Origin of the sequence: Neorhizobium populisoli (genome assembly GCF_019430945.1) — a bacterium.
GTDB lineage: Bacteria > Pseudomonadota > Alphaproteobacteria > Rhizobiales > Rhizobiaceae > Neorhizobium > Neorhizobium populisoli.
The window spans coordinates 1-23,857 of record NZ_JAHYCB010000020.1 but is presented as its reverse complement, the minus strand read 5'-3'; the positions used below and the strand labels follow the sequence as shown (position 1 = coordinate 23,857).

Here is a 23,857-nt window from a genome sequence, read left to right as displayed (position 1 = left end):
GCCCCTCACGCCACGCCGCGAAGCGTGGCCGAGACCACTGCTTTGCGCGCTGCATAGCTGCTGAAGCCGAGTGCCTTTTCGAACGGCAGCTTGCGGATTGTTTCGGGGTCCGCCGCCGTATCGAACAACGCGGAATAACCGTTGGTGAGATAAAGGCCGACAGCCTCCGGCTGGCGGAAACCGGTGGTCAGGTAGATACGGGTGTAGCCCTGCCTCGCAGCCTGTTCTTCCAGCTCGATCAGGACCTTTCGGGCAAGCCCCTGCCGGCGATACGCCGAATGGGTCCAGACGCGTTTGAACTCGACGGTTCCTTCGTCCTCGTGCTTCTTGAACGCACCGCCGGCAATCGCTTCGCCATCACGCAAAAGCAGCAGGAAATTGCCGAAGGGTGGCGCGAAGACTTCCGGTGCGTAACGGTTCATCTCCTTTGTCGCGCCCTCGGCATCGTAGAAACTGCCATAGCGGCTGTCGTATTCGTAAGTCAGCTCGTCGATCAGCGGCTTTGCCAGCGGATCAAGCGGGGTTGTGTAGAGGAAACGATCGCTCACGGTGCTCTCCTTGGATAACGGCTGATCAGGACAGGAAGGTTTCGGCGAGCCGCACCCAGAACCGCGCGGCGGGGGCGATGATCTCGTCGTTGAAATTGTAGTGGGGGCTGTGAAGCGCGCTGCTGTCGCCATTGCCAACAAAGAGATAGGAGCCCGGCCGCTCCTGCAGCATGTAGGCGAAGTCCTCGCTCGCAGTGCGCGGGCGGAAATCCCTGGCGACCTGTTCCGCCGGGAAGTTTTCCTCGGCAACGCCCCGTGCAAAACGCGTCTCCGCAGCATGATTGATGACAGCCGGAAATCCGCGCCGGTAATTCACGTCCGCAGAGGCGCCAAAACTTTCGGCCTGGGCGCGGGCGAGCGCCGGTACCCGCTCCTCCAGCTTGTCGCGAATGGCTTCCGAATAGGCCCGCGCCGTCAGCTTCAGTTCGACGCTTTCCGGGATGACGTTGGAAGCCGAGCCACCATGGATCGAGCCAACCGTCAGTACGGCCATTGCCAGCGGATCGACATTGCGGGCAACGATGCTCTGCAGCGCGGTGATGAAGGAGGCTGAAGCGAGCACGGGATCGACTGCCTCATGTGGCGCCGCCCCGTGCCCTCCCCGTCCGATGATGCGGATCAGCGCCTGGTCCACCGATGCCATCGCCGGTCCTTCGACGAAGCCGAATTGTGCTAAAGGAACACCCGGCCAATTATGCAGCCCGAAGACGGCATCGACGGGAAACCGTTCGAACAGCCTGTCCTCGATCATCTTGCGGGCACCGGCGCCGACCTCTTCCGCCGGCTGGAAAATCAGCGTCAGCGTGCCATCGAATTTTCCGTGTTCGGCAAGATAGCGGGCTGCGGCAAGCAGGATCGTCGTGTGCCCGTCATGGCCGCAGGCATGCATCACGCCCGGATTGCGGCTGGAATAATCGAGATTGGTCGCCTCTTCGATCGGCAGCGCATCGATATCCGCGCGGATACCGATGCGATTGCCGCCCTGCCCCCGCCGCAAGGTCGCGACCACACCATAACCGCCCACCCCTTCCGTCACCTCGTAGCCGTAGGAGACAAGGTATCTCGCCACGAGCCCGGAGGTCCGCCGCTCCTGGAAGGAGAGTTCGGGATATTGGTGGAGATCACGCCTTATGGCGACGAACTCGTCTATCGAGGCAAGGATCGCCCGTTCGGCGTCGTCGCGATGACGCGCGCCGTCAATGTGGATATTCATGATTGTCTGCTTTCCGAAGGTTGGGACCGCGCCGAAGCTCAAAATCGGGGCGCGGCCGCTTACCTCTTCAACGCGTTATGCTCGGGCCTTCTCCGCGGCTGGATCACCGGCCGCATAGACGCTTTCCTTCCGCGGAAGACCGAGGTGGTCCCGCAGTGTCTGGCCTTCCAGATGCGGATCAAAGTAACCGCGCTCCTGCAGGATCGGGATGACCAGCCGGATGAAATCGTCCAGACCCTCGGCGATGACGGGGAAGCCCAGGATGAAGCCGTCTGCTGCCTCCTGCTCCACCCAGTCGATGAGCTTGTCGGCAATCCCTTCCGCCGTGCCGACAAAACCTTCACGCGGGGTTGCAGCCTCGAGCGCTGCCTCGCGCAACGTCTGGCCTTTTTCCTTGGCGATTCGCTTGATGCGGTCGGTGGTCGAGCGGAAACTGTTCTTGCCGATATCGCCGAGTTCCGGGAATGGCGCATTGAGATCGTAGACGCTGAAATCGTGATGGTCGAAGAAGCGGCCGAGATAAGCCAGCGCATCGTCGATCGAAATCAGGTTGCGGATGATGTTGTATTTCTCTTCCGCTTCCGCCCGCGTTTCTCCGACGATGGGACCGATGCCCGGGAATATCTTTACATCATCCGCCGAGCGTCCCTGCGCGACGGCTGATTGTTTCACACGCCGGGCAAAAGTCTGGTTTTCCTCCAGCGAGACGGTGTTGGTGAAGACCGCATCCGCATGCTTGCCAGCAAGGCCGATACCCGCATCCGACGAACCGGCCTGAAAGAGCACCGGTTGTCCCTGCGGCGAGCGCTGGATATTGAGGGGGCCTTCCACCTGGAAGAACCGGCCCTTATGATCCAGCCGATGCAGCTTTTCGCGATCGAAAAACTTCCCGCTCTCCCGATCCCGCGTGAAAGCATCGTCGTCCCAGCTATCCCAAAGGCCTTTGACGATTTCCAGATATTCATGCGCCATTTCGTAGCGCAGCGAATGTTCCGGATGCGCACGGCTGTAGTTCTTCGCCGTGCCTTCGAGCGGGGTCGTCACCGCATTCCAGCCGGCCCGGCCGCCACTGATGAGATCGAGCGAGGCGAACTGGCGGGCGACGGTGAAGGGATCGCTATAAGAAGTCGAAACCGTGCCCGCGAGGCCGATCTTCGAAGTGACCGTGGCGAGTGCCGAGAGTATAGTCAGCGGCTCGAAGCGATTGAGGAAATGCGGGATCGACTTTTCGTTGATATAAAGCCCATCCGCGACGAAGGCGAAGGCGATGCCGGCCGCTTCAGCCTTCAGCGCCGTCGTCTTGAAGAAATCGAGATTGACGCTGGCATCCACCGGGCTTTTGGGGTGGCGCCAGGAATTCATGTGGCCACCTGCGCCTTGCAGCATGATGCCGAAACGGATTTTCTTAGCCATCGTATTGCTCCTTCAGGAAATCATGCAGCCGCAGAAAGCGGCCGGCGAGCCAGAAGCTCGACGGATGCGAGCCGCTCGTCAGCGCTGAGTGCGGGTGGCTCAAGGATGAACTCCTCGATGCCATGGGCCTTGGAAAGACGCGCCAGTTCTTCATGGATGCTTTCCGGCGTGCCATGCAGCACGCTCGGCTTGCGCTCCTCAATCCGGAATTCCTTGGCGCCGGCCTGGCGGGCAAATTCTTCCGCCTGCTCCCGGCTGCCGAGGCTGACGGACTGACCGTTGTCGAGAAACACCTTGAAGATCTTCAGTTCGGAAATCTGCGCCGCAGCGTGGGCCGCGTTTTCCGACGCATAGGCAGCGAGTGCCAGGATCGCAGATTTTCCACCGCTCTCTTTCCGGAATTCCTCAAGGCTCAGCCGCAGGTTCTCCGGATCGCCGTTCAAATGGCCGGCGAAAACGAAATTCCAGCCACGGGATGCAGCAAGCCGCGCGCTGTCGGGGCTCGCGCCGAGCAGAAAGCGGTCGGCGGTAACCGGCGGTTTCGGCCCGGAGAATGCCAGCGACTCACCAGCATCCGTTGCGACAGAATTTTCGAGAAATGCCGTCAGATCGGAAAGCTGCGCGACGAAGTCCGGCTTCTCGGCGCGATAGGCCTGAAGTGCTGCGGTCGCCTTGGGCAGTCCACCCGGCGTCTTGCCGATGCCGAGATCGACCCGGCCTGGCGCCAGCGAGGAAAGAAGATTGAAGACTTCGGCAACCTTGTAGGGGCTGTAATGCTGAAGCATCACGCCACCGGATCCGACGCGAATGCTTGACGTGTTGGCAAGAATCCACGAAACCAGCACTTCCGGAGCCGAGCTGGCGAGCTCCTGCCCGCCGTGATGCTCCGCAACCCAGAAGCGGCGATATCCAAGCTCTTCCGCTCTTTTCGCCAGATTGACCGTATTCGACAACGCGGCCACGGCACCTTCGCCGGGCAGAACAGGGCTCTTGTCGAGAAGGCTTAGCGCATACATCCGAGACCTCACAGATCGCATTTCATCATGCGTCTATTTGTCTATGGATTTAATAGATATTGAAGGGCGATATTTCTGATTGCAGACGAAGAGCGAGAAATTCCTTTTTAAAAAATCACCGCATCGCGGGTAGTTTTAGGTAGGGCGCCCCAGATGACGCCCCGTTCCAGAAATTTGTCCTCAGAATGTCTGCTGCTCGCTTAAGGCAGTCCCCGCAAATGTAGATACGAAGCCGCGCGTCAGTTCCGCGAATTCCGTCTCCGTCGCTGACTGTGAAACCAACCTCATTAAATACGCATCGGCTGCGTTGGAAATTTCATCCCTCAGACCGGGGTCGGACGCGCTTGCGTGTTCGACAAGCGTCTGCAGGACAATTCTCAGGGCTGCTCTCTCCGCGCCATTGGCTAGATCCTCGCGTTGTCGGCTGTCCTGTTCAATACGAGGATCGCGCCCGCCGTCATCCCATTGAGATGCGACGCTTCGGCCGACATGCAATAGGCGCCTTGCGACACCTCGATCGCCGCGTTGGGATGTCTCCGAATCGGCGCCGCATACCTGCAGGAATAGAAGGTGGAGAGCTGCGCGCTGAAAATAATGAGGCGGCAGCCGTTTCGCGATATCCGGCGCCTCATCATCCGCATCCCCGACTGCCTTATCGATCGCTTCCTTGATCGAGGCCATCATGACCTGTTCCGTCCGTTGGAACGGCGGCCGCGGTCGATCGGCGTTGTTATCTGAAGTATCATAACGAGCCATTGGCTACATCTCCTCGGGTACTTCTCTCTGGCTTGACGGTGGACTAGCAATTGAAGCCAGCCGCAGCGATCGATTTCAGATGCTAGGGAAGTGGATAGGGCTCGATATCCGCGCCCCAATAATGCTTGGCGATGTTTTGACTGTTCCGGATCACTCCGATCGCAATTCGGGGATCGCCACCCTGCATCGTTTCCGGGTTCGCTCCGCAAATCACGCAGTACATCTGGTGATGTAACACCGCCGCGAAATATTCGTAGGCCGGCGGCTTTTCCTCAGAGCCGCACGATTGAAATTCCGATGCGGCCTGATCAGTGGCATCCTGGAGGGCCTTGTAGACCGTGGCCATCAAAGCCTGATCGGCCCGGTGGATTATATCGACGATTTGTCTTTCCGCCGGTGTAAGGACGGGGCAGCTTTCTGTCATGAAATATCTCCTTGGCGTTGGTCCCTCGGCGGCGTTTGAAAGCTCGCCGGGGAGATCGCGTTTAAAATCAATGGCGTTTGCGCCGCTCTTCCATGAGCTTGAGCACTTCCAGATTGTTACGCGCCGTTTCGGATGAGATGCGGGCTTGCTCCATGTTGAGCAACTGCTTCTGATCCCGACGCTGCTGTTGCGAGAGCATGCATTGAGCATGCGCGCGCGAACCATAGCCCGCACCGAAATCGGTACACGTGCGTCCATCCTGCTGCAGGTTCACGTAACGCCGCTCTTCAGCCGACATACATCCGGTGAGCGACAGCGCCACCACGGTAATGCTGCCGATCAGGAAGGCATTAAAGACACCAGGATTCTTTGCGGACTTGTTCATGCCGGTAGTCACTTTCCTGTTGCTGTTTTTCACTTTGGTGCACCGACTTTCAACCCCGTCCAGTGAGCAGCAAACGCCCACAGGTCCGCCAGTTCATCGATCATCTTGTTCTTCGGCTTTCCCGCTCCATGACCGGCACGGGTCTCGATGCGCATGAGGTGGGGCTTTGGGCCAATGTCCGCAGCCTGGAGGGCGGCGACATATTTGAATGAATGGCCGGGAACCACACGATCGTCCGTATCCGCGGTGGTTGCCAGGATCGCAGGATACGGCGGGCCCGATTGAATGTTGTGATAGGGGGAATAGGCGAGCAGATTGCGGAAATCTTTCTCGACTGCGGGATCCCCGAAATCGGTCATCCAATACTGGCCACCGGTGAATTTGGGATAGCGCAGCATGTCCATCACGCCGACGCCGGGCAATGCCGCGGCGAAGAGATCGGGGCGCTGATTGACGACCGCACCGACGAGAATTCCACCGCCTGACTCGCCCTGGATCGCCAGGCCATCGGGAGACGTGATCGCCTGAGCCTTCAGATATTCGCCGGCAGCGATAAAGTCGTCGAAGCTGTTCTGCTTCCTGTCGAGGCGCCCGGCATTGTGCCATGACTTGCCGTATTCGCCGCCGCCGCGAATGTTGGCGATCGCCAGCACCCCGCCCTGCTCCACCCAGGCCATATACGCCGGCGAATAGAAGGGGATCATGGCGATGCCGAAGCCGCCATAACCATATAGGAGGGTCGGAGCGGGTTCAGTGACGTCCTTGCGGCGGACGATGAACATCGGTACGCGGGTGCCGTCTTTCGAGGCATAGAATTCCTGTTCGACGACGATCCGTTCGAAGTCGAAACCCGCATCCGGCGCGGCCCAGATGTCGCTCGTGTTGGCGGCGACGTCGTAGCGATAAACCGTGGTCGGCGCATTGAGGCTGGTGAAAACGAAAAAGGTTTCATCTTCCCTCAAAGTACCGCGGAACCCTCCGGCACTACCGATACCGGGCAGTTCAACGATACCGTCGGGCGTCCCGTCCAGCCGGAAACGGCGCACTTCTGTTTTTGCGTCGACGAGATAGGACGCAATCAATCGGCCACCGAGAAGCCAAGCGTCGGAGAGGACAGCGGTCTTTTCTGCGACCAGTTCCCGGAATGCCGGAGCCGCTTCCGCAAGATCCAGTGTGACGATCTTCCGGCGCTCGGCGTCCTTGCTGGTCATGACATAAAGCACCGTTCCGACATTGCCGAGCACTCTCCACTCGGCTTCGAGATCGTCGATGAGGGTGCGGGGTTTCCAGTCGTCGCTGTCGAGATCAATGACCGATAAGGCGTTGGCGATCAGTCCCGGCATCGAATAGATGAGGGCGTAACGGCCATCGTCCGTCAGATCGGTGAGGTTTATAAGGTGTGGCTGGTCCGGTGTCGCATACACAAGCCGGTCCTGCGACTGGCTGGTGCCGAGTGCGTGGTAATAGATGGCGTGATTTTTGACGCCTGCCTGTGAAGAAGTATCCTCCGGATAGCGGGAATAGAAAAAGCCTGAACCGTCCTTTGCCCAGGCGATTTCGGTGAATCTCGCCCACTTGACCTCGTCGTCGAAGACCTTGCCCGTGGCGGTGTCCAGAACGTGGATCCTGCGCCAGTCCGTACCGCCGTCCTGGACGGCATAAGCGAGCTTGGAACCGTCCTCAGACGCTGCCCATTCCGCCAGCGCCGTCGCTCCATCTTCTGACCAGCCGTTCGGATCGATCAGGGCGCGATCCTCGCCATTCACACCGTTGCGAACGTAGAGTACAGCCTGGTTTTCAAGACCTGAATTGCGGGTGTAGAAGTAGCGATCACCACGTTTGCGCGGCGCCGTGACCTGGTCATGGTCGAACAGCGCGGTCAGCCGCTGCTTGAACACATCGCGGCCGGGCAAGGCAGCCAGATAGCTGCCGGTGATCTTGTTCTGGGCTTCGACCCAGGCAGCTACATCCTTGTCGCTGCGGATATCATTTTCAAGCCAGCGATAGGGATCGGGCACCATCTGCCCGAAATGATCTTCGACGACATCGAGGCGCTTTGTGTCTGGATAGCTGAGTTTAGGCATGATCGGTGAAACCTCCGAATGGGCTGAAGCAAAACTGGCGAAAGCCAGAAGCGGGAGTGCGTAAAAAGGCGTGCGCACTGTCATGGCGTCTCCATTTTTGGACACGGCAAAGCGGGGCCAGAAATGACCCGGGTTGATGGTTTGCTTGGCGATTACGCGTTAAGGCCCGACGGGATCGCAGATCGGCAGCGTGCTCGCCGTCCGGATCGCCTTTGCCATTTGGTCAATGATGTCCGGAAGTTCGAATTTCCGGCTCTCTGTTATCGCGGCGGTGCTGACGTCCTCGTCGACCACTCTGAGCGCTGCCATGACTGCAGCAGCGCAAAGGCGGACATCGAAGTCGGTTGGCAGGCGCCTGGAGCGCTGCGCGACGACGTCGATCAGCTGCTCTTCGCCAACATGGCACGACATCAGCCAGGCGGTGCGCAGCGCAGGCTCGGCCGGCAGCAATGCGACGAGGCGAACGGCCAGCACATCGTCGGCAATCTCTTGCGGGGTCTGATCGAGCGGCCGGATGGCTTCATGCAGATAGGCCTCGATGGAAGTCTGCAGCGGCCATTCGCGCAGCACCGAAGCAAATCTCAGCGACGAGGCAGAAAACAGCGGTTCCACACACGCCTCCTTTGAACGAAAATAACGCCAGACGGTCCGCTTCGAGAGCCCCGCCGCTTCGGCAATATCGTCCCCGCTCGTCCCGGCCACGCCACGCTCCAGAAAGAGCTTGGCCGCATGGCGGGATACGATCAAACGGGCATCTTCACGGTCAGCCGTCATGCGACCTCTTGTCACTTAGTGACAGAATAGATATGTCACTAAGTGACAGGCGTCAACCCCGCTCGCTGTCGAAAATTGCCCCCCTCCCTCTTTGGTTGCAAAGGGTCTTGTTCGATGCAGGCTTGGATGTTAGGAACCAAGCATGGACCAAAACCTGATCAGCACCACAGTGATGATGATGCCGCGCTCATAGCGTGGCGGGTTTCGTGCATCCATTTTGCACCAGCAACCGCCCTCGAGGCGGTCTTTTTATTGGTCGATCCGTCTCGCGGGCAACAACAATCCCTCGAAAGGAAACACCGATGAACACATACATCACGACCTCGATCCCTTACGTGAACGCTCCGCCGCATGTCGGATTCGCGCTCGAACTCGTCCAGGCAGACGCGTATGCGCGCCACTTCCACCTCCTCGGCCGCAACGTCCGGTTCCAGTGCGGGACTGACGCCGCTCGGTCGTTCCACGCTCCACAGCGGAGTGGGATATCCACCGTTACCAGAGGCCCTTTTGACAGATCAGGCAGGAGCTTTCGAAGCAAACCAACCATCTGTTTCAAGCTTAGAAAACCCGCGAGCGTATGGGAGATGTCTCGTGCAATCTCCGCCACGCTCTTCGAAACTGTCTCGCAGACGAAAAACCGGCCCGCTCGGCAACACTTTCCATATCGAGGCGGGAGCCGATCACAAGCTCCTTGGCAAGCGCAATGCGCATGCGGTTGACATAGTCGATCACGCTCATGCCGGCATGCTCGTTGAACAGTCTCGAGAGATTGCGAGGGCTGGTCGCGGCAACCTGCGCCAGCGTTTCCACCGACCAGTTGTACGATGGATCCGATCCGACTGCATCCTGCGCGCGATGAATGGCGGGGTGAATATGGTTTCGCCCTTCAAGCCAGGGGGAAAGCTGCGGGTCGGCACCGGCACGACGCAGATAGATGACGAGATTGCGTGCTACGGCAAGAGCGACGGCATGGCTAATGTCCCGTGCGATAACGGCAAGCATCAAGTCAATGCCCGCAGTGACGCCTGCACTCGTCAGTCGTTCATCGTCCTCCACATAAAGCCGGTTCTCCCGCACCCGCGCTGTTGGGGCAAGCCGGGTCAGGTCGGCGAGCAGGCTGTGGTGGGTCGTGCAGTCATAGCCCTCGAGCAAACCCGCCCGCGCGGCAAGCAACGCCCCGGAGCAGATCGTCGCGAGGCGAATACCCGGCCGAATCGCCCGCCTCAACCATTCGACAATTTCATCCTCCATTGCGGCATCGCCGTTGCGGGTATCGACGCTTTCACCCAGAGGCACATCCACCGCACCGGATACCAGGACAAGAGCCTTGTCCGGAAGCGCGGCCGGAAGGGGTTTGATACCTGTCAAGCCAAGCCCCGTCGAACTCAGGATATCGGCAGATGGCCCGATATATGTGGCCGAGAACTGTACCGCGTCCTGTTCCAGATTGGCCCGGCGCAACACTTCCATCGGGCCGGCGATGTCGAGCAGAAGGGTTCGCGGCGGCACGACCACATAGACCGGAACATGGAGCCGCCGCGTATCCTCCATCATGCCGCTACCTTTGCAGGAGCGCCTCTCAGCGCATCTTCAACGGTGGCAATCCGGGCGAAGCGACCGGCCAGAACAAGTTCGGTGCGGGCACGGATTTCCGCGGCAGTCCATTCGTGGCCCGATACATCAGTCATCGGAAAAGTCAGCGTCGCCTCCCCGACATAATCGACCTCGTAACCAAGATCGGAGGCGTGCCGCGTAGTTGTTTCACAGCATTGCTCGGTGCGAATGCCGGACACGATGATGCGTCGGATACCGTTTTCCGTCAGCCAGACATCCAAGCCGCTGCCGACCAGCGCACTGTGCCGGCGCTTGCGAAAAACCACATCGGCTTCGATGCGAAGCGGCGCAAACGGGCGCAGAAGACCCGAAGCTTCGGAAAACGCACCGGCCTCCTCGACGTGAAAAATCTGGACGACGCGAATGCCAGCCGCCTTTGCGCCGTCGATCAGAGCTTGCTGGGGATCGAGATAAAGCGCCACGCCTTCCTCGCGAAAGTAGGGACGATGGCGAAATGACTCCTGGGCGTCGATGACGAGAAGCGCTGTATCTGCGGACATTTCTGGTATCTCCATTGTGAGGATGAAGATAAGTTTATCGCTTTTTCCATAGTCGATAATGCCGATTGTGGACAGATAGCGGACATATCACGCCAACATTTCTCTCGATGATTTTGGTGCGATATTTGCAGTCCTTACGAGCGACACTATTGCCATGGTCCGCTTTGAGGAACGTCTATCGAAAGCGCGCGACGACTAAGAGGCTCCGATCCGCCGCGGCCTTCGCAGGCCGCGGCGGACTGGTCCGTTAAACCCTGTTCTAACGCCGACCTAGAACTTGTCGGAATAGGGTGGCGGATGGCCGCACCAAACCTACGCCGCCTGTATCGCCTTGATTCGATCGATGCCGCCGACCACGCCGGCAAAATCCTGCCAGACACCTTGGGCGCCTTTCTGCCATTCATCAAAGGCCTCCGGCTTCAGAAGCTTTCCACCGTTCTTCAAGGATTGTTCGACCGACTTCGTCTCGTCTTCGACGATTAGCTGATTAAAATAAGCAGCACCCTGGCGAGAGGCATCCTGGAAAACCGCCTTCTGCTCGTCGTTAAGCTGCTTCCAGAAGCCGCTCGCGTAGAAGATAACGCCCGAGGCCCAGATGTGGCCGGTCTCGGTCATGTAGGGCACGACCTCATACAGCTTGAAGCCGGCATAGGCAGACTTCGTGAGATCCATCGCGTCGGCGACACCGGTGGAGAGCGCGTTGTATGTCTCCGTGATCGGAATACCCACCGGCGTCGTGCCGAAGGCGCTCCACAGCTTGGTATGCAGCGGGCTCTGGATGACGCGGATCTTCTTGCCCTTCAACTGTTCCGGACGCGTAACCGCCTCCTTGGTAAGAAGATGACGCGCGCCGTAATTGATGAAATCGCCGATCACGAAATTCTGGGCCGCGAGCCTCTGCTTCAGGTCGGCGCCGACATTGCCGTCGACCGTTTTGCGGACATGCGCGGCATCGCGGAACAGGAACGGCAGGTCGAGGATCTGCAGTTCCGGCACCCAGCCGGAGAGCGACGAGACGGTCGAAAGACTGGCATGGATGGAGCCGAGCCGTGTGCCTTCGGCCACTTCCTTCTCGCCGCCCAGCGCGCCGTTCCTGACGATGTTGAACTTGAACTGTCCCGGCAGCTTGGCTTCTACCAGTTCGCTGATCTTCACCCAGACCTTTGTTTCCGGCTTGTCGTCGCCAAGAAGCGAAGCGATGGTGATCGTGGTGGTGCGGGCAGATGCGGTGCGGATGAAGCCCGGCGTGGCAAGTGCAAGGCCGGTAGCGGCGGCAGTCTTCAGAAGGCTGCGACGGTTGAGATCGGTCATGGCTGATGTCCCCAAAACATAAACGTTAGAAGATGATGGCCCAGGCGCACAGGATCGCCAGGGATACGAGGAGAGCGACGAGGTAGGGCACGACGGCGCGGAAAAGGGCCGTGGCCGGAATACGCGTGACGCCGCTGACGACGAAGATCAGCATGCCGAGCGGCGGCGTCAGGCCATGGATCATCAGGTTGACCACCAGGATGACCCCGAAGTGGATCGGGTCGATGCCCGCAGCGACGGCGGCCGGCAGAAGGATCGGGCCAAACAGCAGGATCGCCGCACCGATATCGAGCACCAGCCCGACGAGAAGCAGGATGACGTTCGACAGGACGATGACGGCAAGAGCACTGCCGCCAAGCAGCGTCACGAAATTCGTAACGAGACCGGAGACATCATCGACCGCCAGCAGGAAGGCGAAAGGGCCGGCTGTACCAATCAGGAGCCCGATTGCCGCCGCTTCCGTGGCAGCCTGCCGGAAGGCGAGGAAGATCGAACTGAAGCCGAGCCTGGACCAGACCGCGAGACCGAACGTATAGAGCGCCGCAAGCGCTGCCGCCTCTGTGGTGGTGACGATGCCGACGCGAATGCCGATGACGACGATGACGCCAAGGCCGAAAGCCGGAATGGCGGAAACCGCAGCTTTCCACCGTTCCGTCCCGGTGGCACGAGGCTGCGTCACCTGCTCGCGAACCGTCAGGTGGATGGCGACAGCAAGGCAGATTGCCATCAGCCCTCCGGCGAAGAAGCCGCCGACGAGCAGCGAACCGACGGAAAGATTGGTTGCAGCTGCGAGGATCAGGAAAGCGATGGAAGGCGGAATGACATTGTCCAGGACGGAGGTTGCCGCAATGATCGCGCCCGCCTGCGCCGGAGGATAGCCGTGTTTGACGAGTTCCGGCTGGAAAGTCGAGGCGCCGAAGGCGGCATTGGCGACGGAAGAGCCGGAAGCGCCGGAAAACAGCACGCTGGTAAGCAGCGTCGTCTGCGCCAGCCCTGCCCTGCGATGCCCGACCATGGACGCGGCGAAACGCACGAGTTGGTTGGCGACGCCAGAGGCGGTCAGCAATCCGCCGACCAGAAGAAAGAAGGGAATGGCGAGAAGCAGAAACTTCGACATGCCGGTCACCGTCGTCGATACGATCGCAGGCTCCGGCAGGCTGCTGCCGAAAGCGATCGCCACATAGGCTGCAGCCAGGAAGGCATGCGCCAGCGGCGCGGCCAGCACCAGGCCGAGCGCAGCCGTAAGCGCCAGGAAAAGGCTCGGGGGGAGATCCGTATCGATGCCGACTTCAGGCACGCCGAAATAAAGCGCCGCGCCGACTAAGATGGAAACCGCCACCCCGGCGATCCGGCCTTCGGTGATGCGCCGCAGGAAAAGCACGAGAAGGACGAGGCCGCCGCCTGCCCCCAGGAAGCCAAAACGGATCCATTCGGGGATGCCCAGAGTGGGCGAGATACCGCCAAGCATTCTCATGATCTCGCTGCCGCCGAAGAGCAGAATGAGGGCGGCCAGCACGGTGAATATGTCTCCCAGTACCTGGGTAACCGGCGTCAAACGATCCGGCAGCAGGCGGACAAAGACGTCGAGCCGCATGGCAAGAGCACTGTTGAGGCTGAGCGGAGCGCCGAGCGCTATGAGCGCCACATGCATCCAGATACCGAGGTCTTCCGCGCCAATGAAGCCAGTGGAGAAGAAGTAGCGCAGCACCACGCTGACCAGCACGACTGCAAGAAGCACTGCGAGGATGAGCGCGGAAAGAGCCCCGAGCACATCCTCGATCAGCTTCAGCAGCCGCCCTACCAAGCCCGACGATGGCGCAATTGCGCCATCGGCAAAAGGAGACTGGCCGGTTGCCAAGTCAATTGCCTCTCCGCTCATATCCTTGCCCCTTAAGCGCTCTTGACCGTCGACAGGTCGCGGTCGAACAGCGTCGACCATGTGAAATGACGCGCTTGCGACACCTCCCTCGACACATCCAGCCGAGGCAGAACCTTCTCGCCGAAACGATAGGCTTCTTCAAGCAGCGGCATGCCGGAAAGGATAAACGTCTCGACACCGGCCGCGCGATAGGCCTCCAGGGTGCGGATCACCGTATCCGGCGACCCCACGATCGCTGTGCCAGGTCCTGGCCGTACAAGGCCAATGCCTGCCCAGAGGTTGGGAGCGACTTCGAGGTCCATCAGGTCCGCAGGCTTTAAGCCACCATGCATCGCCGTCATGCGCTGTTGGCCGACGGAATCACTTCTACCGACGAAGCGCTGATTAGCGGCGATCGCCGCTTCGTCCATACGATCGTAAAGTTCGGAAGCCGCTTCCCATGCCTTTGCATCGGTGTCGCGCACGATCACGTAAAGACGGATGCCGTAATCCAGCTTGCGGCCGTAGCGGTCTGCCCTGGCCTTCACGGCATCGACCTTGTCCTTGATCTGCTCGGGCGTTTCGCCCCAGGAGAGGTAGGTATCCACATGCTTGGCCGCCACATCGAGCGCCTTGTCGGAAGAACCCCCGAACCAGAGCGGCGGTGGGGCGATTGTTTCGCCGACCGGCAGCGCCAGCTTTGCGCCATCCGTTTGGAAGTATTTGCCCTGGTGGGAGACGCTCTCTCCGGCAAACAAACGATGCCAGATCTGCAGATATTCATCCGCCATGTCGTAGCGTTCGTCATGCGGCATGGTCATGCCGTAGGCGCCGAGCATTTTGGCATCGCCGGCCACGACGTTGATCAGCAGCCTTCCCCGGGAAAACTCCTGCAGCGTTGCGGCCATCTTGGCAAGCAAGGTCGGCGCGACGAGACCGGGATGAATGGCAACGAGAAACTTCATCCGCTCCGTGCAAGAAAGCAGAGCACTCGCCAGAACCCAGACGTCATGGGCGCCGGTCGCAAACAGCGCGCCGGTATAGCCCAGATGGTCATAGGCCTGGGCAAGCTGCTTGTAGTAGCCGAGATCGACCTTGCGGGAGCCTTCCGGTTGCCAGGGATAGGCTCCATCGGGAGCGCACATATACCACAGGACATTCATAGGTGGCACCTCATGCAAGCTCAGCCGGGCGCTTCAAGGCGACCGGACCGGAAAAATGGCCGTGGCGATGAAGCGTGTCGGCCTCCGCCTGTTGTTCGGCAAGGATGGCATCGTCGGCCGGAAGCACCGAGAAATCCCGCGAGCGGAGCACACGTTCCCATGCGGCGGCATCGCCTTCGCTGCCATCTTCGGCAGCCAACAATTCCGCAGCCCGGCGTATGTCCCCCGTCACTTCCCTGCCGATGCGATCGAGTTCGCTGACGATGGTACTTATCGCCTCTACCGTGAACTCGTGCCGTTCCAGCGTCCAAAACAACGAGCGGTTCGGAATGGTGGACCCGCAACGCGTGATCAGGCGAAGATCTTTGCGGTCGATGACCCTTTCCAGACGCGGCGACATGGCGACCCAGCCATCGACCCGCTTCTCCAGCAGCTCCTTCAGGGAATCCAGATCGCCGCTTTCGACCCTCGTGACATCGGGCAGACCGAACCCTTCACCTTCCAGGCTTTTGGCCAGCAGATATGTGTGAAACGAGCCATCGACCAGAGAGATACGCTTTCCGGCAAGATCTGCGACCGTCCTGATATCACTGTCCGCCCGCACGAAGATTGCGCCGTTGGCAGGGCGCGGCGCAGATGCAGCAATGTACCGGACGCCGAGCCCTCTGGCATCGGCCTCGATCGGTGGCGTCGACCCGGTTCCGCCGAAATGGATCTGGCCGCTTTCCAGGAGCGAGGCCGTATCGCGCCCTTCGCTGTAAGGGACGAACTCCCGATCGAAGCCCGCAAAGCTCCCCGGCCAAAGTCTGGCGAGCCTCAGATGTAAGTTGTTCGGATGGACGCCGATGCGCATCATCACTCCTGCATATCAATCCCGCAGGACAATCTACTTTTTTATAAAATGATTGCGAGGAAGGCTTTGCCTGTTGTCGCGCAAAATTGCGATGAGAAATCTATAAGAGAACTAGATTGGGAAAAATTGCTGCATTCGTTTGCCTGCACTTTTTCGAGCGATTGAAATTTTGCGGCAGACATTCTACTTTTTTATGAATTAATGCGGAGCAGTGATTTGACCAAGCCGGTCTCAAACAGGGTATGTCGAAGCGTCGGCGAAGCCAGCGAGCTGCTGAAGCTGATCGGCAACGCCAATCGCCTCGCCATTGTCTGTTATCTGATGGAAACGGAGGCCTCGGTCTCTGCCCTTGAGGAAGAACTCGGCATCCGCCAGCCGACACTCTCGCAACAACTTACGGAATTGCGAGAAGCAGGGGTTATCGAAGGGCGACGGGAAGGCAAGGCGATCGTCTATCGTGTCGGCAATCCGAAAGTGCAGGCAATCGTCGATACGCTTCGAGAGCTGTTTTCCGGACTGGACGACGTGACGGGCCGCTTTGCGATGCCCAAACTGCCGGTCGACGAGATGATGTTCGACTGAACGATGATCGATTTCTACACCTGGATTACCCCGAACGGCCTGAAAATCTCCATCGCGCTCGAAGAGTTCGGTCTCGACTACCGGACGCATACGATAGACATCACCAAGGGCGATCAGTTCTTACCGGAGTTTCGCAGGATCAATCCGGGATCAAAGATTCCGGCAATCATTGATAATGACGCAGGAATCACGCTGACAGAATCCGGCGCAATCCTTATCTATCTCGCGGAAAAGACCGGCCGCCTCATGCCGTCGAATGGCAAGGCGCGGCTTCAGGTCATCGAATGGCTGATGTGGCAGATGGGCGGTTTCGGGCCGACGCTTGGTCACGCCCATCATTTCCTCACCTACAACGCAGGTCAGGCGCCTTTCGCCGAAGCGCTGTTCGCCAAAGAGACCCGGCGTCTTTACCAGACGCTGGAGGCACGCCTTAAAGATCGCGAATACGTCGTCGATGAATATTCGATCGCCGACATCGCCGTCTGGCCCTGGGTCTCGCGCTATGAGCGCCATAAGATAGACCTCAAGGAATTCCCGGAAATAAGACGCTGGTATCGAGCGCTTGCGGCAAGGCCTCAGGTGAAACGCGGTTATGAAATTCCGCATTTTACCGGAGAAATACCGGTTTGATATCAATAACTCAGACTTTGCCTCCAAGGCACTCCATTTCAGACGCGAGGCAAAAGAATGGCATCGTCACACAGGTATTGGGCACCCCCGGCGCGGATCGTGTCGAATATCGCGGAAGCGATCCGGCTTCACGCAACCATCTCGGCGATCTTGGAGGCCAGCTCGTCGATCTGAAACGGCTTGGCGATCATGGCCATGTTGGTCCCGAGAAAACTCGCCTTGCTGGCCGCGTTCTCCGCATAACCGGTCACGAACAGGATCGGCAACTTCGGGCGGTGTTGACGGGCGATCTCGGCTAGTTGGCGGCCATTCATACCCGGCAAGCCGACATCGGAAATCATCAGATCGATGTGCTGGTCGGAAGCAAGCTGCGGTAGCGCTGCGTTAGCGTCGCCGGCCTCCAAAACCTGGTAGTCCATTTCAGCGAGGGCTTCGGAAATAAGAAGTCGTACCGACTCGTCGTCTTCGACGACCAGCACGACCTGTCCCCGCCCCTCAAGAGCAGATTCTGTGGGATTGTTCCCTGCTTGATTGTCTTCCATGTCTGTCGCAGGGAGCAATAATGTGATCACGGTTCCCTCGCCAGGGACACTGGTTACCTGGACCTGTCCGCCGGACTGTTGCGCAAAACCGTAGATCATAGACAGGCCGAGCCCCGTGCCCTGACCGATCGGCTTGGTGGTAAAGAACGGTTCGAATACCTTTTCAAGAACGTCCGGGGACATACCCACTCCGGTATCGATGACCGAGATTGCGACATAAATTCCAGGCTGCAGGTCCGTAGGCGCCTGTGACTTTGCCCTGTCGATGATCGACCGTTCGCTCTTGATCGTAAGCTTCCCGCCATCCGGCATCGCATCACGCGCGTTGATAGCCAGGTTGAGGATTGCACTCTCAAGCTGGTTAGCGTCCGCGAGCACATTTCCAGCCTCCGGATCGGCGATGACCTCGATAAAGATGTTTTCAGGAAGCGTCCGTCGCAATAGTTCCTTCGTGGCCAACAGCTGGGCATTCACATCCAGTGCCTTTGCATCCAGCGTCTGTCGCCGTGAGAATGCCAAAAGCCGCGCGATCAGGGCGGCCGCCCGGTTCGCGGATTCGGTTGCGGCATCCATGAACCGATCGACATCCTCCAGACGGCCATTGGAGATGCGCCGCTTCGCGACATTGATGCCCCCCAATATGCCGGTCAGCATATTGTTGAAATCATGAGCAATCCCGCCGGTAAGTTGCCCGACGGCCTCCATCTTCTGGGCTTGGCGAAGTGCCTCCTCGGCATGGGCACGCGCAGCCATCTCGGCTTCCAGTTCGGACGTGCGCTGAGCGACCCGTTCCTCCAGCGTGCGGTTCAACTGATCGAGAGCTTCACGTTCCTGCCGCAGAGCCGCTTCTGAAGCGGCCAGCGCCGCCTCCGTTTTCTTGCGTTCGCTGATATCGATCACAGTCCCGATCAACCGGACTGCGACGCCATCCACGACGATCGCGCCCCCCTTGGCCGAAATCCAGCGCTCTATGCCGTCCATGATTCCGATCGTGCGATATTCGATCTCGAGCTGACCGTCGCCACCCGGTTGCAGCGCCGCGTTGATCGCATCGACCGACATCTGCATATCGTCGGGATGAACACCTCTCAGAAAGCTGCCCTCGTATGTAATCTCGGCCGAAGCTGGTATCCCGAACATGGCTTTGCAGCGATTGTCCCACTGAAGCTGCTTGGTGATGGGGTTGAAATCCCAGATGCCAATCCCCGCAGCGCCCGTTGCCAGCCGAAGCTGAGTTTCGCTGTCGTCGAGTTCCGACAAGCGGTCCCGCATCTGAAACTGTTTTTGGCGCAGCCGCATAGCCGATGCGACCGCGCTGAACAGAGAAGCCTTTCCGAGCGGCCGCTCCAAGACGACACTGTTGCTTGCAAGATCGAAGACCGCCAGTTGAGACAATCTGGCGTTCGGCGTTCGGCCGGATCGCGGTGCCGCAAGCAACACGAACGGGACGTCAGACCAGGACGGCTGACGGCCAAGTGCACTCTTGAGAGCAGCGACATCGCCCGTAAGCGCCTCCTCGGTCAGGAGAATGACACCAACCCGCTCATCGATAAGGCCGGCGATTTCAGCAATGTCTTTACAGACGAGGACGTCATATTTCTGGTCGTGTAGAAGGGATGCAACGCTTGCTGCATCACGTCCATAAGGCGCGCTGACCAGAATGCGCTGGCCTTCCCTCCGAGCCTCAGATTTTGCCACTGCTATCTTCCATCAACGGCTCGCGCGAGCCGAGATATTCCGGAGTGCCGGTCAATATGCCCCTGAATTGCGATAGCGGTTCGCTGATACGGACGCCATTCGTGTCAATGCGAAGCTCGCGGATAGTATCCTCATGAGCGCCACCGCGATTTTTCAGGACCGAGATCGCCTTTCGTACTCGGCCCTCAGCCTCGAAAAAGCGCAGGAGGACGACCGTATCCGCGACATAGGAAATGTTGAGGTTGGTCGCCATTGATCCGACAAGACCGGTTTGCGGATTGATGAGGAAGGTCACCACGCCTCTTTGGCTGAGATACGACAAGAGTTCATGCATTTGCAGGATCAGCTGTTGCTCCTGTGGCATCGCCGCCATGTAGCCGTTCAAGCTATCAATCACGATCATACGCGAGCCGCGACGTTCGACCTGATAGCGCACGCGGGCGGCAAATTCGCCGGGCGAAATCTCCGCCGGGTCGATCTGCTCGATTATCAGCTTTCCGGCTTCGATATGTTTGCGGAAGTCGAGACTGAACGCTTTGGCGCGGGCCAGCAATGTACCAATCCGTTCGTCGAATTCATAAACCGTACAAAACTCTCCACGCTCGCAGGCAGCGAAAAGGTACTGAAGCGCTATCGTGGTCTTGCCGCTCCCGGCCGGCCCTGTGATCAGCGTGCTTGTCCCGCGAAGCGGACCGCCACCGAGCAGGTTGTCCAACTCGCCGACACCGCTCGCAGTGACCTCACCCGAGAAATCCGAGTGGTGGGTTGCCGCTATCAGGCGTGGGTATATCTCGAGGCCGCCGGTGCGGATCGTGAAGTCGTGAAATCCGGCAATGAAATTGATCCCGCGAAGTTTTTGGACCTGCAAACGTCGGCGTGCAGCACCAAAATCGAGGGTGAGCCGCTCGAGCGTGATCACACCATGACAAAGGCTATGGAGATGGACGTCGCGGCCGGAATCGTTTCCGGTCATATCGTCGACAAGAATGACCGTCGTGTCGCGGCCGGAGAAAAATTGCTTCAGCGCCAGAACCTGCCGACGATAGCGAAGCGGATCCTGCGCCAGCAGGCGCATTTCCGATAGACTGTCGAACACCACGCGTTTGGGCTTTACGCGCTCGACCTCTTCCTGCACCAGCCGGATAGTTTCGCCAAGTTCGAGCTCCCAAGGATGCAGGATCGATTGCTCACGGCCGTCACCGAATACTTCCGACGCCGAACTGAACTCAAAAATATCGAAGTCCTCGATATTCCAGCCATGCGATGCAGCGACGGCAGATAGCTCTTCCTTCGTCTCGGACAAGGTTATGTAGAGAGCTTTTTCCCCTTGCCGGATGCCCTCACGGAGGAACTGCAACGCGAGCGTCGTCTTGCCTGATCCGGGCGCGCCCTCCAGCAGATAAAGTCGGCGGGAGGGAACCCCGCCTGTGAGTATGAGATCAAGCCCTTCGTTTCCCGAGGAGATCAATTGAGACAAGCGTAGATCCTATCAATCGGCACACATCGCCGTACAAGAAGCTGAAATTATAGGCCGCTTAGCCGATGACAAGGTTTTCGACAATTAACTATGCAAATTAAGGCGCCAGAGCTTCTGTGTGTCCGAATGTGCGCAGGATCTATAGTTGCAAACGTCACAACGCGAAGCGAATAGTGTGGCCGCCCGAAAGGCACGCTCGAAAACACGGTCCAATATACCACGGTCGGTTCCGTCTCAAGAAGGAGTACCCCTCACCGATGGCAGGCTTGGCTAGCGAAACTGAGATCAATTCCGCCAGCCTTTCCCTCAGGCGATTATTTTGAGCAAGGTATTTATACGGTGAAGAGCGACATATAGACGGCCTCGCCGCCCTTCTCCGCATGCGCTGACATGCGGTTCCGTGATTGGTGGTTGACGCAAACCGAGGTCCTATTCCGGTGGACACGATTGAGACGCTTTGGTAGCTTCAACTTCTACGAGGGAGCGCCGCAATGATTTCAGATGAAGAGATTGGTTTTTTCGCGCGAAATGGCTACCTGCAAAAGCGTCGCCTCGTCGATCCTGAATATTGTCGTGCCCTGGTGGATCTCACTTGGCAGCGGCTTCCCGCGCATTGGTCTCGTAATGAGCCATCCACCTGGAAAGGGATCGTAGAAGACACCTGCCACACTGGAGATGTAAACGAGCGCCGCGGTCACCTGCGTTTCCAACGTGGGAACGTCATGACATCTGACGTTGTCCAGGAGGCTTTCGGCATCAATGGAAAGGTTGGTCAGCTTGCGTATTCTCTCTTGGGACATCCACTCGCGCCAATGAGAACACGTGGTCTTTACGTGATCGCCCCTCTCGAAAAGACCGACGACATCAATCCGATTACAAATCCTCATATCGAAGCTCATGCGTCGCAGTTGATAGCGCTGTGCTATCTCGAAAAAGTCGAGCCCCAAGGCGGTGGACTTCTCATTTGGCCTGGAAGCCATCGAGAGCTCTACCCCTCAATGGGGTCGAAGCTTGAGCATGTGAAAACGGCAGAGCACGACCAAATCTTCGCTGCCTGGAGAAAAAAAGCTCCGATCGAGCTTCATGGCGAGCAAGGAGATGTGGTCATTATCCATCATAGATTGATGCACGCACCTAACCTCAATAAAACAAATCGGCTTCGTCTCGGCTTTTTATGCGATTACGAACGTAAAGATGCCGCATCGCTTTGCGGACAAAAACCTGGGGACATATGGGAAGATTGGCCGGCCATCGCAGCCCTTCCTCGGACAATGACTGATTCTCCATGCGATTTTCAATTATCCCCAATCCCGGATGGACCAAGGCTGCCTCAGCATCATGCTCAACATCATGGGGCTAGCACTGTGAGGTCGGCGGCCGCTGTTTTTGCGCGCGCTCGACAACCAGGAGCGATTTGGCTGACGATATCTGACAGCAATAAACTGGGCTCTAGTAATAAACTCGACCCGCTTGGATCACGCATTGATTCGTTGAGCCTCGGCGTGTCCGTGAATGGCAAGGAAATCGCCTCACAGTCTGAGTATGACTTCGTCGCTAGCGTCGAGTTGGCGAGTGAGGACAATCGTATCGAGATCACTGGGATAGATAGACCTCTATGGTTACGGCTCCTAAAAATCGAGACCCCATTTGCCAACAATAAGATTTTACACCTTCAGAATTTGAATCCGGGTCAAGGGGTTACGACTATTCGGTTTGAGCAGCCCACCCTTGCCGACCCTAAAATCACGACGCAGCCGGAAATGTGAGGCGACGCCCCGAAGGGCGGCGTCATTTAATTATATCCTGAAAACATGAAGTCGATGAAGTTGGCGTAAGCATTGTGATCATAGGCGTCCGGTGCCCGCGATCATTAGCGACTTCCAATTCGTGATCCGCCCAACGACGGAAGGTCGGATTACGCGGCTGAAGCTCGTCGAACGCTAGATGTACGTGCGGGTAAAACTCGATCCACCGCAGGCGTGGTGGATCGGCGCGACGTAGAGGATCTGCGCACCAACACAAGTGCGTCAGAGCCAATCCTCAGCGCAAATCACTACACACGCTGTTGACCTGCAACGGTTCTTGCATTCACCACCGGGTTACGGCGTGCGCGCGGCTCACGTTACTTCGACAAGAGCAATTCCGCTGCGCCATCGAGGTCCCGCACTTCGGCGTAGGGTAGCCAATCAGGGTTGCCTGTCTCATCTCGCCGGTTCACCCAGATGCCGCGCAGTCCGAGTTCATGAACGGCCCTCATGTCCCAATACATGCCCATTGCCACGTGCACGGTTTCATTCGGTGTTACGCCCATCGTGCGGTAGGCGTGTTCGAAAATTCGCCGCGAGGGCTTGTAGGCTTGCGCCTGTTCGGCGGTTATGACGTAGTCGAATGGCACACCGATGCGCGCCACGACCGGAGCGATCAAATCGTCGTCGGAGTTCGTGAAAATCGCAAGCTTGTAGCGCTCACGCATTCGTTTCAGGGCCGCCGGGACTTCAGGATGCGGACCGATGGTCACAAGCGACGAGGCGATACGCTTGATTTCGTCCACATTCAGATTCAGCCCGTGCTCACTGAACGCCACGGCAAAGCCAACGCGCAGGATGTCCTTGTAGAGCCGATGCGGCTTCTCCGCCGTCAAGCGCCGTCCCTGCGCTGAGAAACTATCGAGGATTGCGAATGCAGACTTGTCGTTCGCATCATACTTCTCGAGCACGATGCTGATCTCTTTCTGCAACACCTCATACCACTGCACGAGAGTGCCGTAGCAGTCGAAGGTGATAACCTTCGGCGCGGGATCCAGCTTGAACGTCGAGGTTTCTGATGCGGTCATAGGAACGCCTGTGATTGTCAAAATTCGCCACCGAAGGCTGCACGCTCTTGATGTGCGGTAAGCGGTCAGCCGATCACGTCTGTCTTGAAGTTCCAAGGCATCAGAGCGTCGACGTCGTGAGCGGGCCATCCATTGGCCATACGCAGTAGTGTCTGGGCCAGCCAGGCAAGTGGATCGACGTCG

22 protein-coding genes and 1 pseudogene are annotated in these 23,857 nt (G+C 58.6%); 4 read left to right on the top strand and 19 right to left on the bottom strand.

All coding sequences use genetic code 11. The features are described 5' to 3' along the window. Nucleotides 1-5: 5 nt before the first annotated feature. The 9 genes from KX729_RS30830 to KX729_RS30790 all read right to left on the bottom strand — a co-directional run bounded on the left by KX729_RS30830 (nucleotide 6) and on the right by KX729_RS30790 (nucleotide 8,613). Nucleotides 6-548 (bottom strand): GNAT family N-acetyltransferase, encoded by a 543-nt coding sequence (locus KX729_RS30830; RefSeq protein WP_312992979.1) that lies wholly within the window; start codon nucleotides 546-548, stop codon nucleotides 6-8. A 25-nt stretch (nucleotides 549-573) separates the two neighbouring features. Then, a complete protein-coding gene (locus tag KX729_RS30825) occupies nucleotides 574-1,761 on the bottom strand; it encodes a M20 aminoacylase family protein (RefSeq protein ID WP_219746276.1) in 1,188 nt (395 codons plus the stop codon). A gap of 75 nt (nucleotides 1,762-1,836) precedes the next feature. Then, a complete protein-coding gene (locus KX729_RS30820; protein WP_219746275.1) occupies nucleotides 1,837-3,174 on the bottom strand; it encodes an LLM class flavin-dependent oxidoreductase in 1,338 nt (445 codons plus the stop codon). A gap of 20 nt (nucleotides 3,175-3,194) precedes the next feature. Continuing rightward, complete coding sequence (locus KX729_RS30815) at nucleotides 3,195-4,190, bottom strand: MsnO8 family LLM class oxidoreductase (protein ID WP_219746274.1); 996 nt, start codon at nucleotides 4,188-4,190, stop codon at nucleotides 3,195-3,197. A 180-nt stretch (nucleotides 4,191-4,370) separates the two neighbouring features. After that, on the bottom strand, nucleotides 4,371-4,946 hold the full coding sequence (locus KX729_RS30810; protein WP_219746273.1) for a hypothetical protein: 576 nt from the start codon (nucleotides 4,944-4,946) through the stop codon (nucleotides 4,371-4,373). Nucleotides 4,947-5,028: 82 nt separating this feature from the next. Continuing rightward, nucleotides 5,029-5,370 carry a hypothetical protein gene (locus KX729_RS30805; protein ID WP_219746272.1) on the bottom strand — a complete coding sequence of 114 codons (342 nt, stop codon included), beginning with the start codon at nucleotides 5,368-5,370 and terminating at the stop codon, nucleotides 5,029-5,031. A 67-nt stretch (nucleotides 5,371-5,437) separates the two neighbouring features. Continuing rightward, entirely contained in the window at nucleotides 5,438-5,755 is a 318-nt protein-coding gene (locus KX729_RS30800; protein WP_219746271.1) for a hypothetical protein, read from the bottom strand. Between the two features lie 29 nt (nucleotides 5,756-5,784). Further along, nucleotides 5,785-7,839 carry a prolyl oligopeptidase family serine peptidase gene (locus KX729_RS30795; protein ID WP_219746270.1) on the bottom strand — a complete coding sequence of 685 codons (2,055 nt, stop codon included), beginning with the start codon at nucleotides 7,837-7,839 and terminating at the stop codon, nucleotides 5,785-5,787. A gap of 159 nt (nucleotides 7,840-7,998) precedes the next feature. Beyond that, the gene (locus KX729_RS30790; RefSeq protein WP_219746269.1) at nucleotides 7,999-8,613 is read right to left on the bottom strand and encodes a TetR/AcrR family transcriptional regulator; all 615 of its coding nucleotides are present in this window, start codon (nucleotides 8,611-8,613) and stop codon (nucleotides 7,999-8,001) included. 302 nt (nucleotides 8,614-8,915) lie between these two features. Between KX729_RS30790 and KX729_RS30785 the strand changes: the two are divergent. After that, a pseudogene (locus KX729_RS30785) lies at nucleotides 8,916-9,059 on the top strand (class I tRNA ligase family protein); the annotation flags it as partial. A 112-nt stretch (nucleotides 9,060-9,171) separates the two neighbouring features. Here KX729_RS30785 and KX729_RS30780 read toward each other — a convergent pair. The 6 genes from KX729_RS30780 to KX729_RS30755 all read right to left on the bottom strand — a co-directional run bounded on the left by KX729_RS30780 (nucleotide 9,172) and on the right by KX729_RS30755 (nucleotide 15,912). Further along, nucleotides 9,172-10,167, bottom strand: coding sequence for a GlxA family transcriptional regulator (locus KX729_RS30780; RefSeq protein ID WP_219746268.1), 996 nt, complete (start codon nucleotides 10,165-10,167; stop codon nucleotides 9,172-9,174). Further along, nucleotides 10,164-10,742 (bottom strand): isochorismatase family protein, encoded by a 579-nt coding sequence (locus tag KX729_RS30775; protein ID WP_376776104.1) that lies wholly within the window; start codon nucleotides 10,740-10,742, stop codon nucleotides 10,164-10,166. Before KX729_RS30775 ends, KX729_RS30780 begins: the two co-directional genes overlap by 4 nt. A gap of 297 nt (nucleotides 10,743-11,039) precedes the next feature. Beyond that, a complete protein-coding gene (locus tag KX729_RS30770) occupies nucleotides 11,040-12,038 on the bottom strand; it encodes a TRAP transporter substrate-binding protein (RefSeq protein ID WP_219746266.1) in 999 nt (332 codons plus the stop codon). Nucleotides 12,039-12,063: 25 nt separating this feature from the next. Next, on the bottom strand, nucleotides 12,064-13,917 hold the full coding sequence (locus KX729_RS30765; protein WP_219746265.1) for a TRAP transporter large permease: 1,854 nt from the start codon (nucleotides 13,915-13,917) through the stop codon (nucleotides 12,064-12,066). A gap of 11 nt (nucleotides 13,918-13,928) precedes the next feature. Further along, nucleotides 13,929-15,059: an LLM class flavin-dependent oxidoreductase gene (locus KX729_RS30760; RefSeq protein ID WP_219746264.1), complete on the bottom strand. Its 1,131-nt coding sequence runs from the start codon at nucleotides 15,057-15,059 to the stop codon at nucleotides 13,929-13,931. 10 nt (nucleotides 15,060-15,069) lie between these two features. Further along, on the bottom strand, nucleotides 15,070-15,912 hold the full coding sequence (locus KX729_RS30755; RefSeq protein ID WP_219746263.1) for an ABC transporter substrate-binding protein: 843 nt from the start codon (nucleotides 15,910-15,912) through the stop codon (nucleotides 15,070-15,072). A 216-nt stretch (nucleotides 15,913-16,128) separates the two neighbouring features. Between KX729_RS30755 and KX729_RS30750 the strand changes: the two genes are divergently transcribed. After that, nucleotides 16,129-16,494 (top strand): ArsR/SmtB family transcription factor, encoded by a 366-nt coding sequence (locus tag KX729_RS30750; protein ID WP_219746262.1) that lies wholly within the window; start codon nucleotides 16,129-16,131, stop codon nucleotides 16,492-16,494. A gap of 3 nt (nucleotides 16,495-16,497) precedes the next feature. After that, on the top strand, nucleotides 16,498-17,124 hold the full coding sequence (locus KX729_RS30745) for a glutathione S-transferase family protein (protein WP_219746261.1): 627 nt from the start codon (nucleotides 16,498-16,500) through the stop codon (nucleotides 17,122-17,124). Between the two features lie 128 nt (nucleotides 17,125-17,252). Here KX729_RS30745 and KX729_RS30740 read toward each other — a convergent pair whose 3' ends face one another. Beyond that, nucleotides 17,253-19,364, bottom strand: coding sequence for an ATP-binding protein (locus KX729_RS30740; RefSeq protein ID WP_219746260.1), 2,112 nt, complete (start codon nucleotides 19,362-19,364; stop codon nucleotides 17,253-17,255). Next, nucleotides 19,351-20,841, bottom strand: a complete 1,491-nt coding sequence (locus KX729_RS30735) for an ATPase domain-containing protein (protein WP_219746259.1) — start codon at nucleotides 20,839-20,841, stop codon at nucleotides 19,351-19,353. Before KX729_RS30735 ends, KX729_RS30740 begins: the two co-directional genes overlap by 14 nt. Before the next feature lie 491 nt (nucleotides 20,842-21,332). On the opposite strand from KX729_RS30735, the gene KX729_RS30730 reads away from it, so the two are divergent. Further along, entirely contained in the window at nucleotides 21,333-22,607 is a 1,275-nt protein-coding gene (locus tag KX729_RS30730; protein ID WP_219746258.1) for a phytanoyl-CoA dioxygenase family protein, read from the top strand. Nucleotides 22,608-22,963: 356 nt separating this feature from the next. On the opposite strand, the gene KX729_RS30725 is transcribed toward KX729_RS30730, so the two are convergent. Together KX729_RS30725 and KX729_RS30720 are read right to left on the bottom strand one after the other, a co-directional pair. Further along, nucleotides 22,964-23,674, bottom strand: coding sequence for a haloacid dehalogenase type II (locus tag KX729_RS30725; protein ID WP_219746320.1), 711 nt, complete (start codon nucleotides 23,672-23,674; stop codon nucleotides 22,964-22,966). Between the two features lie 65 nt (nucleotides 23,675-23,739). Then, nucleotides 23,740-23,857 (bottom strand): transposase domain-containing protein (locus KX729_RS30720; protein WP_219746315.1); only part of this gene is annotated, 118 nt, incomplete at its 5' end.

Bases quoted from the DNA above. Each gene is read 5' to 3' on its own strand.
- KX729_RS30810 (WP_219746273.1), bottom strand. From the start codon at position 4,946: ATGGCTCGTTATGATACTTCAGATAACAACGCCGATCGACCGCGGCCG.
- KX729_RS30795 (WP_219746270.1), bottom strand. From the start codon at position 7,839: ATGCCTAAACTCAGCTATCCAGACACAAAGCGCCTCGATGTCGTCGAA.
- KX729_RS30760 (WP_219746264.1), bottom strand. From the start codon at position 15,059: ATGAATGTCCTGTGGTATATGTGCGCTCCCGATGGAGCCTATCCCTGG.
- KX729_RS30730 (WP_219746258.1), top strand. From the start codon at position 21,333: ATGATTTCAGATGAAGAGATTGGTTTTTTCGCGCGAAATGGCTACCTG.
- KX729_RS30755 (WP_219746263.1), bottom strand. From the start codon at position 15,912: ATGCGCATCGGCGTCCATCCGAACAACTTACATCTGAGGCTCGCCAGA.
- KX729_RS30790 (WP_219746269.1), bottom strand. From the start codon at position 8,613: ATGACGGCTGACCGTGAAGATGCCCGTTTGATCGTATCCCGCCATGCG.
- KX729_RS30805 (WP_219746272.1), bottom strand. From the start codon at position 5,370: ATGACAGAAAGCTGCCCCGTCCTTACACCGGCGGAAAGACAAATCGTC.
- KX729_RS30815 (WP_219746274.1), bottom strand. From the start codon at position 4,190: ATGTATGCGCTAAGCCTTCTCGACAAGAGCCCTGTTCTGCCCGGCGAA.
- KX729_RS30825 (WP_219746276.1), bottom strand. From the start codon at position 1,761: ATGAATATCCACATTGACGGCGCGCGTCATCGCGACGACGCCGAACGG.
- KX729_RS30765 (WP_219746265.1), bottom strand. From the start codon at position 13,917: ATGAGCGGAGAGGCAATTGACTTGGCAACCGGCCAGTCTCCTTTTGCC.
- KX729_RS30725 (WP_219746320.1), bottom strand. From the start codon at position 23,674: ATGACCGCATCAGAAACCTCGACGTTCAAGCTGGATCCCGCGCCGAAG.
- KX729_RS30800 (WP_219746271.1), bottom strand. From the start codon at position 5,755: ATGAACAAGTCCGCAAAGAATCCTGGTGTCTTTAATGCCTTCCTGATC.
- KX729_RS30780 (WP_219746268.1), bottom strand. From the start codon at position 10,167: ATGATGGAGGATACGCGGCGGCTCCATGTTCCGGTCTATGTGGTCGTG.
- KX729_RS30745 (WP_219746261.1), top strand. From the start codon at position 16,498: ATGATCGATTTCTACACCTGGATTACCCCGAACGGCCTGAAAATCTCC.
- KX729_RS30775 (WP_376776104.1), bottom strand. From the start codon at position 10,742: ATGGAGATACCAGAAATGTCCGCAGATACAGCGCTTCTCGTCATCGAC.
- KX729_RS30770 (WP_219746266.1), bottom strand. From the start codon at position 12,038: ATGACCGATCTCAACCGTCGCAGCCTTCTGAAGACTGCCGCCGCTACC.
- KX729_RS30820 (WP_219746275.1), bottom strand. From the start codon at position 3,174: ATGGCTAAGAAAATCCGTTTCGGCATCATGCTGCAAGGCGCAGGTGGC.